The following is a 13,632-nucleotide window of genomic DNA, read 5'->3' on the forward strand; positions in this document are numbered from 1 at the left end:
CATATTCACGCCTGCGACTCCTCTGCTCGATCTTCGTTCTCCACATGATCCCTATGCCGTTCGGCGTTGACTGCAGAATCGCTCCCGTCATGAAGATGCGGAGAAGACTGTGCGGAAGACTGCCCAGAGGAATGACCGGAATGCTGCCGGCCCTTCGTCTGCCTCTGGTTGTCAAAGACCGGCTTGAGAGGCATCCACATGCGTACCTCAGTCCCCCAGTGTGGTCTCGACACTATATCCACCCTGCCACCCCTGCGCTGCAATCTGCCGACGATCGATTCACGTATGCCAAGCCTATCGTCTGGAATGGTCTGCACGTCAAAGCCTTCTCCATGATCGCGCACGAACACTTCGATGGCATCATCATGGGCTTCGCTGTAGACGGATATTGGCTCTCCCCCATGCTTGGCGGCGTTAAGCAATGCCTGACGGGTGGCATCCAGCAGGGCTTCGCTTTGCTTTGACGGCTGCGCATCGGAGACGGTGACCACCTCGATGGCTTTTCTCTGCCCGACTTCGATTTCGGCTGCAATGTCCCGTATGCCGGAGCTGACCGAGCGGTCGGCAGGAGTCCTGTCCTGATACAGCCAATCTCTCAGCGAACGTTCCTGCGAGCGCGCGAGCGTCGAAACGACAGCTGGTTCGCCTGAATGAAGCTGAATCAAAGCAAGCGTCTGCAATACGCCATCATGCAGATGAGCCGTCATGTCCGCGCGTTCCTCCTCACGCTCCTTCAAGGCACGCTCGGCGCTGAGATTCTGCACCATCGAATTCGCCCAAGGCACCAGGGCCGCCACCACCCCGATAAGCAGCAGTGCGGCGATGAACAACACCTGCGATGCCTGCATGAATGGATAGGAGGCAAAGGCATATGCGACAAGCGCGGCAAGCATCAATGCGATGGCGACGATCATCCGAATCAGACTGTTGCCGTCTATTTGGAGCCACGCGATTGCCATGCCACTGGCTGTGAGCAGCACGGGAACGATGACGTTCACGGGCATTCCTCGCATGCCAAGCGAAAAGCCGAAGCACGCCAGCACGACGCTGCAGGCAAGGATGGTGAGCGGCATGGGCGTGCGGCCAAGGATATGAAGCAGCCCCTCGGACCGTTCAGTTGCTGGACGCAGCTGGGAATCTCCGTTGGAAAGGGGCATGTCCCGCTGCCGTTGCGCATAAGGAGCCCGTTTCTTCGAATTCTGCGGACGAACAATCTGTGGACGAACACAGATGGCAAGCAACACATATGCGACCAGTCCAGCTCCAAAGAATGGGATCAAGGCGAGCGCAACCAGTCGTACGAGCCATGTCTGCATGCCAAGATGCTGTGCCACCCCTCGGCAGACGCCACTGATCATTCTGCCCTGTCTTGGTCTGCGCAGTGGATGGCGCGCAGGCAGAAGCGGCGGAACGGCTGCATAGGAGTCCTCGGCAGAAGAGGAATCCTGCCAAGGTGGCTGTTCTGACTGCCATGTCTGCTCTGAATCTGGTGCGATACCCATATATGCCATTATTGTCTGCAATGCGATTCCTTGCCGACATTCAGGCCGCATATGGGAAGGAATCAGGGATAAATCAGGGTGTTCCCCGAGGTGTTTCGCACAAAGGGCTTGGTGTAATGGAAGCATGAACAATACACAGATGAACGGGCCGACGCCGCCAAGTGCGGAATCTCGGTTCTTTGCATGGATACGAGAGAGCGGCATCGAACGCTCCGACGACCGTTGGATTGCCGGTGTCGGCAGCGGTCTGGCAGTCAGAATCGGATGGGATGTCGTGCTCGTCAGGGTTCTATTCATTGTCTCGACGCTCTGCTTCGGCATCGGAGCTGCAGTATATGGATTGATGTGGTTCCTCATTCCCGACCGCCGCAGCAATGCGATTCTTCTTGAGGAACTGATTGCCGGTCGGTGGGATTGGAGCTGTGTCGGAGTATTCCTCTGCATCTTGGTGGCGATGATCTTTCCAGGTGCCGGACTGTTCATCCTCACGCTGTCCTTCCTTGGGGTCTTCCTGATGATGCTGTGGAGCAGGAACAGAAGATATCAGGCAGAGCAAGGTCAGCCCGGACACATGCCCCCACCTGCCGAAGGGCAGCAGAAAGCGGCTCGTCCATCGCAGTCACCGTTCCAGTCGCAGGACGATTCCCAACCGCTGGGTTCTTCACAGCGCGATGTTCCAGAACAAGGCGATGCGGCTGCAAACTCTTCGCATCAAGCGACGCAGCCAAGCTTTAGACGGCCGAACTTCGCTGATTCCGCGAACACGCACTATGCGCCCCACTCCACGGCGCAGGCTGGGATGCATGCCCCTCAGCCGTATCAATACCGGCCTCGAACCATCCATCCACGCCGCAGGCCCGCCGGACCCATAGTCGTGAGCATGCTTGTCGGGCTGATGCTGCTTGTGGGGGCAGGACTGTTTCTCTATGCAGGTCTCAGTGGCTTAAGCACGGAACAGACCTTGAACATGGCGACCATATGGTCCTGCGCGAATGTCATTGTCCTCGGAGCTGCGCTGGTGATCCTCGGCGGTTCGGGCAGGCGTTCAGGAGGCTTGATTCCGTTTGCCATTCTTGGACTGCTGCTGAGCTTCATCCTGGTCGCGACTTCGGTGGGATTCGGATATGCAAGCACCGCTTCGCATGAGAGGACGAGCGGTTTCGAGCGTATCCCCGTGCATTCGCATGTCAGCTTCGGCTCGACTCCGAGCGACATGCAACGCTATTCTCGGGGCATGCTTCTTGACGCAAGTAACGCAACCCGCGGCGCAGGCGACGACAGTCGCACCGCAACCATCGACCTGAGCGAATACGAACGCGATAACGGCAAGCACACCATAACGAGGGACGACGGTTCTAAGGTCGAATCCTCCTGCCCGACGGGAAAGATCTCTTTCAGCTTCGTAGAGACGAAAGCCACGATCATCATGCCTAAGCACTGCGCATACAGCGTCAATAACTACGGCGTCACCAATACTTCACGGGCGAACATGGGAGGAACCTTCCTGTTTCTCGGCGACTCGAAGGGAGTGATTTCGTTGCAGCACTGGTTCACTATGGCCGACAATGCGCCAGACGCAACCCTGCCGAAGGATCTCGCCAATGAGACGCTACTCATCGAGGTCCCCTCGATGCTTGATGGCGAGCTGTCCGTCATCTACGCGCAATGAATCTCACGAAGAGACACGAAGAGACACGAAGAGACACGGCGAAACACGGCGAAACACAGCGGAACACGACGAACAGCGCAAAGGCGAACAGCACAAAGCTAAGGAAAGAATATGACGAACAATGACAATCAACACGCCAAGGACATAGACAATGACAGGCACGAGGGCAGCATAGGCGATGAACGCACAGCCGGGCAGGCCAACGATTCGTCTGACACCCAGCCCATAGGCCGGCTCGCCAGCGAATCTGACACCTCATACGACGACCGACAGAACGACATCACCTTCAGAATCAGCACAGTCACAGCCGAAGAAGACACAGCCGAAGAAGATACAGTCAAAGAAAACACGGTCAAAGCTGCCGCAGACAAAGACGCCACAGCCAATGAGGAGAAGACGCGGCCCACGCAAGAGCAGGATGCGGCAGAGCCCATGCGCGCGAATCCCTTGGATGCCGACCCATCGCATGCGCAGGATGTGCCGCTCTATGCAAGCATCGCCTCAGAGGGAGAGGAACGGGACGCTTACGGCAATAGGATCATACATAAGAAGGGCGCGAGCGCGCCTACCATCGTTCTAGGATCGATACTCATCGTGTGCGGAGTGCTTGGCCTGCTGACCAGCTCGTATTGGGCGCCCCTGAACATGGTCGCATCGCTGGGCATCGATTGGAGGATCGTAGCTGCAATCGCATTCGCGGCCGTCGGCGGCATACTGCTGCTTTCCTCCCTTTCGTGGCTCATCAGCACAGCAATCCACCATTTCATCCGGTGACTTCGAGATGCGGTCTCACGGCGCTGTCCTGCGTCGAATTCATGGAAGGTTCCGACTGCGCGGAATTGAATTGACCATCATGGAAGAACAAGCACGCCAGCAAGGGCACCACCGGATATAGATATCGCATCTGGAAGCCAGCAAGCTCCAGTCCCTGCTGCGTGTCTGACAGGTCGTTCCACGTGACCTGGAGTGAGAGCCATACAAGCGCGAGCGATCCCCGAATGCTGCAAGACCAGACAGCGCGTAGAGCGCGTAGAGTCTGTTCCTGCCATAGAGCCTGCCCGTTCTCTCCGAATTGAGCCTGCCCGAGAAAAGGATGACCGCGCACAACAGCAGCAAGGAGGCCACCGTGGTTGGATCCTTGCTGACGAGGTCGAAGGTCTGCACGAGTGTGTCGGCCACCAATCGAAAGATCGTTCCAGCAAGATGATGCATGACATATTGCTTGTTGGCCGCATAGAGATCGGGAAGAATGACGAGCATATGCGTTTTCTCCCACCACAGATTCACCAAGGTGGCTGGAATAAAGGCACACAGCACATATATGATCTTTCTACGCATCGATAATGCCTTGGTAGCCAAGACGAGCAGGATGACAGGCGCATAGACCGACTTCATCAGACACTGCAGGAAGGCGGCGACTATCAGCAGCACCCACCAGACGGTCGTCAATGGCTTCCTCCTAGCGAAAAGCCACAGTGACAACGCGATGAAGCATGCCGTGTAACCTATCACCGGGCCATCGGCCATCAGACTGCTCGCGCAGAACACCGGGTACGGCAGGCATCCGAACACCGCGAAGAACCATTTCCCGCTGGGAATCATGACTATCGCTATTCCGATGGCAAGCATGAACGCAAGCAGATTGGTCAATCTTGCGAGTTTCAGCACCGCCGATGGTCGAAGACCGAAGTGCAGACCGAATTTCATGCCAATAGCCTGAGGCAGGTATGAGACGAACAGGTACTGATTGCTTCGCGTCGCTACGTGGACGATTGAATGATCGTCGCTGTTCAGAGCCTCAACCTGCGCGTCATACTGCGGATCCCGCTTCAATGCAGTGATATCGATTCCTTCGACGGTTTGATTCGAGACGGTCGGCTGATCTATGTATCGCGAATCGCCCACAAGGTTTTGCGCACGCTTGGCACCATCAGGAGAATCCACCATCGTCGTCGAGTTGAATGACTGCAAGGTTGCGAGCGCGTAGGTGCTTCCGAGATGCAGATGCGGGTCCGGCATCGTCAGTGGCCCCACCGTTGCAATGAACGCACAGCCTTCAATGCAGCACACGATCAGAAATGAGACGAGCGGAATCAGCACTTTGGATTTGCCCCGCAGCCAATCCCTCAATCTCACAATCAAGTCAGGCATCGATGATTTGCCAAGTCCGAATCGTGCTCTGTTCGATGTCACAAGTAAGTCCATTCCTACTGAGAAGAATCGTGGATACGCGCATGTTCCACGGCGTCTGTTTCACATCCAATATATTCAGGGCACCATATGAATCGCACATACCTGCGTTCTTCGTGGCAGACACGGCATATTTCCTCCACTGTCGATGCCCTGGATGCCCTGGATGCCGTGTCCGCGCCTTCAGACGCAACATCCCTCAGCTCAGCCATATCCCTGCATGGGCGTCGCACGAATGCGCACCATGTCGACTTATACACAGGAACGTTCCTGGCTCTCTGTCTCAATCATGTCTGGCGTCATCGATCCAGTGCAGAAACCAAGTCCAGCTCCCAGTCGGTCGAAAGACTCGTGACGCATGCGCTGTCAGGCACTGTGCCTATGCTCGAGATGTCCATGCACGGGAGCTTACGAGCTGAGAGGGAGAGCGATCTCCGACCGTTGAACGTGACACGGCTAATACCGTCGAACGAACGCATTGCAAGGCTTTACATATCCTCGCGTGGTCGCATGCCGTGAAACGAATCACCATCACGGCCCGAAACGCACTGGAATGGGGATACCTTTGGACTCTGACGGAAATCCGCAGCTAGAAATCGTCGCACAACGCTGGCCGGACATCGAAATGATGGAATCGCAACGAATTCTCGATGCCTTGGATCAGCCGCTTCGTGCCAGGTCAATCGTCTCCCATAGCGGGCGCCCCACATCTGCCGCATCGCTGATCCGGACAGATCGGGGTCTGGTGTTCATCAAGCGCTATTCGCGCACGGTCCGTGATGTGGAGACCATTGCGCCATACCACCGTTACGCCGAGTTTCTGTCTCATTCTGGAATTTCCACCCCGCGGTTCCTGCGCTTCAACCCCGAGGCCTCTGTGTCTCCTACTGCGATGGAAGAGCTGGGGAACACCGACATGCTGAACGTCGATCCACAGCTCAGCGTTGCTCAACAGCACAGCGTCAATCCACAGACAGCTACCGTCGCGATCACTGCCGACGCTGCATATGAAGCATATATGGCATCGACCGGCGAGGACCGATATGGAAAGGCTCTGAGCTGGGATCCTCCGAAAACGCTTGAAGAGGCCAGGAATCTCGGCGAATCCGTGGCGAAGATCGATGCCGCGTCCAGAGATTTCGATGAACCGCGCATGCGGCCGAACGGCATGTCGAACACCTTCGGGCTCTTTGCCTCGGACGACATCCATGCATCGTGGAAATCCTGGGTCGCCAGGCGTCCAGCAGTTCAGAGGTACATTCGTCTCACAAATCGAGACATTTCTCATGATTTGGACATCGTGCAGCCATACGCAGGTAAGGTCGCGGCACATTACGGGCAGCTCCATCGTCAATGGACGCATGGCGATCCGCACACCTCGAACTTTCTGTGGACTGGCAACGCGCCGTCAACGGTCATCGACTTCGGTCTGGCGGACCGGAATACGGCAGTCTTCGACCTGGCGATGGCCATCGAACGCCATGCGATTCAATGGGTTGCCGTGATGGATGGTCACGAGGATGCATGCCGGCCAGATATCGCCGAATCCATCATTCGCGGATATTGCAGCCACAGACCTCTGCAGGATGCGGAAAAGCTGATTCTGCCAGAGCTCCTTGCCATATGTCAGGCCGAATCAGGCTTGAACTGGCTCCAATACTATATGGATGGCGTTCATCGGCTCGACGATGCGGCATGGTGCTACGATGTCTGCTTTCTCGCGCACACCCGCTGGTTCTCGACAGGACCGGGACGGGCGCTTCTTGACTCCATACGGGACTGTCTGAGCGAATAGGCGCCCAACGGCAGCCAGTAAAGACCCATTTCCACACAGGAATTTTCCAATATCACCAATCAGAAGGGCAAATCATGATAGAGGTTCGACTTGAATATGTGCATCCTTGGACGAATCATGCAGGAATGTATCTGGCGCGGAAGCGCGGTCTGTACCAGAGGCAGGGCATGGATGTCGAATTCACCAGCGGTGACTTCTTCCGCGGCGATCCAGCATATCTTCTGGCTCGTGGCGAATGCGACATCGCACTCGTGCGGCTCAATCAGCTGCTGTTCCATCAGCAGGGAGAGGCCTCTCTCATATCCGTCGCCGTGATGAACCAATGTCAGATTGGCGGCATCATCACCAATGCTTCGACTGGCATCACTCGCTTCCGCGACCTGGAGGGCAAGAGAGTCTGTGTCCCGATGGGCGTCGCAAGGCTGCGAACCGAGCTTGAGCAGGCTGTGACCAAGGATGGCGGCGACTTCTCGAAGGTCACGACCATCGACCCAGGCGAATGGGAGCCAGACATGCGTTCCGTCGAACGCGGCAAGTGCGATGCATTCATCAACGTCGCATGGTGGGAGCCATTCCAGGGCTCCGAGCCCTTCGAGCAGATTCGCACGATTCCGTTTGACTCCATAGGCGTCGCTCCCCACCATTCCTATTACGTCTGCTTCCGCCGAGAATTTCTTGAGCGAAATCAGGAGATGGTTCGCAACTTCATCGCTGCCACGCAGGAAGGGTATGCGATGGTTCGCGAGGATCATGCCGCAGGCGTCGATGCGCTGCAACCAGCGTTATGCCATATAGATCCGGATGTCATCTCGGCATCCATCGATGCCGTGCTGCCATCATGGTTCGACGCGAATGGCAACTGGGGAGCCGCAGACATCGCCATGGTCCGTTCCTACGTGCGTTGGATGGATCAGTATCACCACATGAGCGTATCCCTACAGCAGGCAGTCGATGCGCTGAACGGCAATTGCGTCACGAACGCCCTGCTGCCGCAATCGAATGACCCTCTTCCCTCGCCCATGTCCCTTCCAGACATCGGATAGGACTGCGGTCTCGCATGAAATGAGAGCCGGAAATGCTGCCCTTGTGCCGATGCAAATCCCCTTCGGCAAGCCGCCACACCCCCGCTATTTTCTCTCCGCAGCCTTGAGCAGCATGTGGCGGTGGGGGGTGTGCTCGATGGAGAATATGTCTCCGAAGGCTTCGAAGCCTTGCTTTTCATAGAACCCTATGACCTGCACCTGGGCATTGATAAGGATGTCGAGGTTGGGCCAATGCTCCGCGCATGATGTCAGGACCGCATCCATGAGCATGGAGCCATACCCCTTGCCGCGTACGGCAAGGGAGGTCGCGACACGTCCGAAGGTCACATGGTCCTTCTCGCGAAAGATGCGCGCATAGGCAAGAGTCCTGTTATCTGGACCATCGATGAGAAAAACGTGGCGGGCCTCAAGATCGTGATCGTCCAGGTCATGGTACTGATGCCCCTGTTCGACGACGAAGGCATCTATGCGCAGCCTTTCAAAAGAAAAAAGCTCCAATGCGCTCAACTCATCGAGTGTCTTATCACGCCACTCCATACAGTCTCAGCGACCCTTGCCAAACGCGCTCAACCGAACACCATTCCAATCCTTCGAAACAGTGAGTGGCATCGCTGCGTTCATGCCGGCAGTCTTCGCCGCATTTTCCACAGTGCTCGCACTGGGGGCGCCAGTTCGGCCTGGTTTCGGACAAAGAATCCACAGGGGACCGTCATCACCCAATACGGTATACGCATCGACAATGGTATCTGCCAAATCGTCTTCGGCATCACCATCCCGCCACCAAATCACAACGCCATCGACGGCCGAATCATAGTCCTCATCAACTAGGTCCTCGCCAGTGACGTCCTCAATTTGCGAGCGGATGCCGTCATCGACATCGTCATCCCACAACCACTCCTGAACAATGTTTCCAGAGTGGAATCCGAATTCTTCTGCTTTCCTGGTAGTCGTTTGAGCCACGCCCCCAGCATAACAAGAGTGGCGAACAGAATGTAAACAATAAGCGTCAGTGCAACGGAAAATGGTCATAATATGAATGCAGGCATACGCAATCACCTACGCGAATGCCTTGGAAACGTCGGTTTCTCAACATATTCATGCCTTTTTCACGCATCGTTGCAATCGGGTCGCGGCATGCTCATTTCTGCGAGACGGCGCACTGCGGCAGCGTGTCACCCTTGCCTTGACCGATGGCCACCAGCGAGGAATATGCATTGGCGATGGTCGAGACCTTCACGACATGCAACCCTGAAGGAATATGCCCAACCACTTCATCGCAGTTCGATGCAGGGGCGAGGAACCATGTGGCGCCGTCACGCCGTGCACCAAGCATCTTGAGCCTGATTCCTCCGATGGCGCCAACCTTCCCGGCAGAATCCATCGTGCCGGTGCCCGCTATGGTCTTCCCACCCGACTCATTCTGCGGAGTCAGCATGTCGATCGCGCCCAGGGTATACATCATCCCTGCAGAGGGGCCACCGATGTTGTCCACATGCATCTTGATGGCGTATCCGGACGTGTCGATGCCCTGTTTCTTCAGGAATGCAAGCGCTTGGGATTCGGCCGCACTCTGCGAGCCACTCATCTGCGACTTGTTCTGCCGCTCATACTCGTCGAGCGTCTGTCCCTGAGGTATGACGGCTTCCCTCGGAATGACATCGGCGCTCCTGCTGAACCAGGAAGCCAGAACCTGCAGGTTGGTGACCGGATAGCCAGGAATTCCCTGGGCATTCACGGTGACCAGCAGCAATGACCCCTTGTCCTTGTATGTCTTTCCACCTGAGACGCTGATGACGGATGTCGAGCCTGACTTCCCCAGCACATTCTGGGTAGGCCCTGGGGTCTCCACCACGTATGGCGAGGGCATCAGCAGCAAGATGACCGCGAGCAGGAACCCTACGGTTCCGATCAGATACGAAGGCGAGCGATGGGCGAAATAGTCGCCACCACGCGCACGAACGGCCTTCAATGCGCCTTTGGCTGACATTGAAACTTTCCCCTGCATAAAGCTCATAGCTCTAATACTATTGAAAACACCGACATGAACGGACGGATACGCGCATCTGGGCTTTCCTTGCGAAACGTGCGAACGGACGCGTAGCACCACTGTCGAGTTCTCTGATTGTTCTCTGGGAACTCCGCCAATCACAGACGTGTAATCTAGTCAGCACAGGGAATCACAAATCACTTTGATATGGATGGGCGCTATGGACGAGAATGCAATTCACCAATGGCTTATACAGTGCTTTGGGCCTGTACAGGGAGAGGCTGCCTGGGCGCAGTTCTCTCAGCTTCCGGAAGAGGTCCGCGATCAGATTCTGTCGCAGGGCGCTGCAGGACTTCCCAAGCCAGAGGAAGTGCAGTCACTCGTCAAGGCATTTTCGGCAGGCGGTCTGAACACTGCGGGCGACGTGGAACGAACGATTGAAAAGGGTCCGGTAAACACCGATCTGGCAAAGTCAATTGCGGCAAGCACCATTGCTTCCGAAGGTGCAGAGGGCACTGTGACCGCCGATGAGGCCCAGACCGCTCGGGAAGCCATCAGCGCGTCCGGACTCTGGCTTGATGCGGTCAGCGACTTCAACCCTGCACCGGGCGAGACGCAGGTCCTCACCCGAGATGGCTGGCTGGAGAACACCATCGAGGCATGGGCTCAGTTCGCAGCTCCGGTGGTTCAATCCATGAACGACGCCCTTTCCTCGGTTTTCTCCGAGCGCTTTGGAGATTCCTTCGAAAGTCAGGTCTCAGGCATGTTCGCTGGTCCAGTCCCAATTCCGATTCCTGAGAATCTCAAGGATCCAGGAACGCTCATGAAACTGTTGGGCAACACATCCTTCTCGATGCAGCTTGGCCAGGCTGCGGGCAAACTGGCGAAGGAGATCCGTGGCAGCTACGATCAGGGCATCGCATTGCAGTCAAACCCTGCGGGTGCACTCATTCCTCAGAACATCGACGAATATGCCACGTCGCTCGAGCTTGACGTGGATGAGGTCATGGGCTTCCTGGCATTGCGCGAGCAGGCCTACGCCCGTCTCTATGCGTCGGTGCCATGGCTGATGCCACGATTCGAGGCGCTGATCGGCAAGTATGCACGTGGCATCACCATCGACCTCGATGCGATGGAAGACCAACTTCGAGATGCGACAGACATGAATCCCGAATCGATTGCCGGTGCCGTGAACCTTACCAATGTTGCGGCTTCCGACACTCCTGAGCAGAAGGAGGCTCTGCACAGCTTGGCAGACATGCTGGCCTTGGTCGAAGGCTGGGTCGACTGCGTCGTGTGGCGCGCTGGCATGGCGCACATCCCGCACATCGAGCAGCTTCGTGAGATGATTCGCAGGGAACGCGCGGTCGGAGGGCCTGCGGAGCAGACCTTCGAATCGCTTATCGGTCTGGAACTTCGCCCGAAGCGTCTGCGCGAGGCCTCGCAGATTTGGGAGAGGCTTACCGTCGAAGGCGGCCAGGAACTCCGCGACTCGAAATGGAACCATCCCGACATGCTGCCATCCCTTCCATCGGAGCAGGTTGATGACACCGCTGCCACGTCCCCGGACTCAGGCGCATCCTCACAGGCGGATATGGGCTATGCGACGAAGAGCACCATTGATTGGGATGCCGAGCTGAGCAACCTTCTTGAGCAGGGAGACACAGGACAGGCGGGTTCCGAAAGAGGCGGCGACCAGGACGACTCAGGCGATGGGCAAGACAAGCCCTCAGACGACTCCTCGGGAAATGATGCCGATCCAGGCACGAAGTGACTTCCCCATTCGACATCGCCTAGGTGAATGTGCGGGCTTCCAGCCTGGAACATGGCCGGATCGGCCATCAGCGATTTCTGAGCAGGAATCTGCTGGGTCTTCGCTCGGTGTACCCTCCAGCTCGGGCGGTTCTTGCAAACGAGAGGGTGAGCACATCCTCTGCCCTGGTTATTCCGACATACATGAGACGTCGTTCTTCCTCCAGGCTTTCCTCCTCGCCGGAACAGAAGGGAATGAGTCCCTCGGAGCAGCCGATGATGAAGACGTGGGCGAATTCGAGACCTTTGGCCGCATGGATGGTTGAGACCGTCACCAGCTTCGATGCGTTCTCAAGCACCTTCGATTGGTCATGTCTTTCGGCGCCGGTCACATCCGGAACATGCACCTGCGAGCTCTGCCATCCTGAATCCGTACGGACCTGATAGCGGATGTGCCGCTCGGCCAGCGCCGCGCAGACTGCGCGCTGCTGGGCATTCACACGCGTCAGAATCGCTATCGAAGCTGTGTCGTGTCCATTGCGCATCATTCGCATGATGCGCTGCGCGATTGCCTGGACTTCACTTGAATCATCAGGAAACACGACGGTGTTCACCCGTTTGCCACCATTCCTCGGTGACCGAAGCGTGAGATACATCTCATTTTCTGGACTGCCGGAAAGCACCATATTGGCATAGTTCACAATCTGAGGAGTGGACCGGTAATCGGTATTCAGCTGAACATCCGCGGACAACGGTCCGAATTCCTCTGCGAAATGACGAAGATAGTAGCTGCTCGCTCCGGCAAAGGAATAGATCGTCTGCGCGGCATCGCCAACCACGCATATGGATCTGCCTTCACCCATCCACAGCTGCAGCAGACGATGCTGCAGTGGCGAAACGTCCTGATATTCGTCGACGGTCACGTGTCGGGCATGGGAGCGGATATGTTCCGCTATCTCCGGCTGACGTTCGATGATGTTGCAGCCGATGAGCAGAATGTCATTGAAATCCATCTGATTGCGACTCGATTTCTCATGCTCGAAGGCAACCGTGACCGCCGCCATGGCCTCAGGGTCGAGATTCGCAGGAGGGATGCGGTGCAATGCGGCGCAGACACGAACATAGTCATCGGGAGCGATCAACGATACCTTCATCCAGCTTATCTCTGAGAGAATGTCCCTCATCTGCATCGGATCCATGTCCATCGTCGCGTCCGCACGCTTCAGCGCCGTGGACAGCACGGCCCTTGCATCGTCGATGATCTGCGGGAAAGGAGCATCGCTCAGCTCATACCAAGCCGATCGGACCTGCGACAATGCCGCGGAGTGAAAAGTCGCAGCCTGAACGGCTTCATCGACTCCCAGCCGAAGCAGCCGGGCCTTCATCTCGTCCGCAGCCTTGACCGAGAAGGTCACGGCCAGGGTCTCTGCAGGGTTCCAGGCACCGATCGAACAGGCATATGCGATGCGATGCGTTATGGTCCGCGTTTTTCCCGCACCTGCACCTGCAATGATCCTCACAGGGCCGTCAATCGTCGAAGCAGCCTTGAACTGGTCGTCGTCAAGCGACTCGAGAATCTCGTTGTCGCGAGGATTATCTGTGTGCAATGTCGTCACACTTCCATTGTCTTCAGCATGGCAGACTTCATCTGGTGGCGTGTGTGTATTACTGTGGAAACGTGACCATTGAAAGCA

The 13,632-nt window shown here is 56.7% G+C and carries 11 protein-coding genes and 1 riboswitch; of the genes, 5 read left to right on the forward strand and 6 right to left on the reverse strand.

Annotation, left to right across the window (positions count from 1 at the left end; translation table 11 throughout):
• Nucleotides 1-5 precede the first annotated feature (5 nt).
• Nucleotides 6-1,523, reverse strand: a complete 1,518-nt coding sequence (locus tag QN062_RS03255) for a PspC domain-containing protein (RefSeq protein ID WP_369342170.1) — start codon at nt 1,521-1,523, stop codon at nt 6-8.
• Between the two features lie 103 nt (nt 1,524-1,626).
• On the opposite strand from QN062_RS03255, the gene QN062_RS03260 reads away from it, so the two are divergent.
• Together QN062_RS03260 and QN062_RS03265 are read left to right on the forward strand one after the other, a co-directional pair.
• Nucleotides 1,627-3,171, forward strand: a complete 1,545-nt coding sequence (locus QN062_RS03260; RefSeq protein WP_369342171.1) for a PspC domain-containing protein — start codon at nt 1,627-1,629, stop codon at nt 3,169-3,171.
• 111 nt (nt 3,172-3,282) lie between these two features.
• A complete protein-coding gene (locus QN062_RS03265; protein WP_369342172.1) occupies nt 3,283-3,945 on the forward strand; it encodes a hypothetical protein in 663 nt (220 codons plus the stop codon).
• Nucleotides 3,946-3,984: 39 nt separating this feature from the next.
• On the opposite strand, the gene QN062_RS03270 is transcribed toward QN062_RS03265, so the two are convergent.
• Complete coding sequence (locus tag QN062_RS03270; RefSeq protein WP_369342173.1) at nt 3,985-5,364, reverse strand: DUF2142 domain-containing protein; 1,380 nt, start codon at nt 5,362-5,364, stop codon at nt 3,985-3,987.
• Nucleotides 5,365-5,751: 387 nt separating this feature from the next.
• Nucleotides 5,752-5,853, forward strand: a riboswitch (TPP riboswitch).
• Between the two features lie 61 nt (nt 5,854-5,914).
• Between QN062_RS03270 and QN062_RS03275 the strand changes: the two genes are divergently transcribed.
• Nucleotides 5,915-7,156, forward strand: coding sequence for a phosphotransferase enzyme family protein (locus QN062_RS03275; RefSeq protein ID WP_369342174.1), 1,242 nt, complete (start codon nt 5,915-5,917; stop codon nt 7,154-7,156).
• A gap of 74 nt (nt 7,157-7,230) precedes the next feature.
• Nucleotides 7,231-8,199, forward strand: a complete 969-nt coding sequence (locus tag QN062_RS03280; protein ID WP_369342175.1) for an ABC transporter substrate-binding protein — start codon at nt 7,231-7,233, stop codon at nt 8,197-8,199.
• A gap of 84 nt (nt 8,200-8,283) precedes the next feature.
• Here QN062_RS03280 and QN062_RS03285 read toward each other — a convergent pair whose 3' ends face one another.
• The 3 genes from QN062_RS03285 to QN062_RS03295 all read right to left on the reverse strand — a co-directional run bounded on the left by QN062_RS03285 (nt 8,284) and on the right by QN062_RS03295 (nt 10,186).
• Nucleotides 8,284-8,736 (reverse strand): GNAT family N-acetyltransferase, encoded by a 453-nt coding sequence (locus QN062_RS03285; protein ID WP_369342176.1) that lies wholly within the window; start codon nt 8,734-8,736, stop codon nt 8,284-8,286.
• Between the two features lie 6 nt (nt 8,737-8,742).
• On the reverse strand, nt 8,743-9,228 hold the full coding sequence (locus tag QN062_RS03290; protein WP_394854843.1) for a DUF3052 domain-containing protein: 486 nt from the start codon (nt 9,226-9,228) through the stop codon (nt 8,743-8,745).
• Between the two features lie 109 nt (nt 9,229-9,337).
• Nucleotides 9,338-10,186: a PDZ domain-containing protein gene (locus QN062_RS03295; protein ID WP_394854680.1), complete on the reverse strand. Its 849-nt coding sequence runs from the start codon at nt 10,184-10,186 to the stop codon at nt 9,338-9,340.
• A gap of 220 nt (nt 10,187-10,406) precedes the next feature.
• On the opposite strand from QN062_RS03295, the gene QN062_RS03300 reads away from it, so the two are divergent.
• A complete protein-coding gene (locus tag QN062_RS03300) occupies nt 10,407-11,960 on the forward strand; it encodes a zinc-dependent metalloprotease (RefSeq protein ID WP_369342177.1) in 1,554 nt (517 codons plus the stop codon).
• Between the two features lie 67 nt (nt 11,961-12,027).
• On the opposite strand, the gene QN062_RS03305 is transcribed toward QN062_RS03300, so the two are convergent.
• Nucleotides 12,028-13,554: an ATP-dependent helicase gene (locus QN062_RS03305; RefSeq protein ID WP_369342178.1), complete on the reverse strand. Its 1,527-nt coding sequence runs from the start codon at nt 13,552-13,554 to the stop codon at nt 12,028-12,030.
• Between the last annotated feature and the right edge of the window lie 78 nt (nt 13,555-13,632).

The organism is Bifidobacterium sp. WK012_4_13, assembly GCF_041080835.1.
Lineage (GTDB): Bacteria > Actinomycetota > Actinomycetes > Actinomycetales > Bifidobacteriaceae > Bombiscardovia > Bombiscardovia fermentum.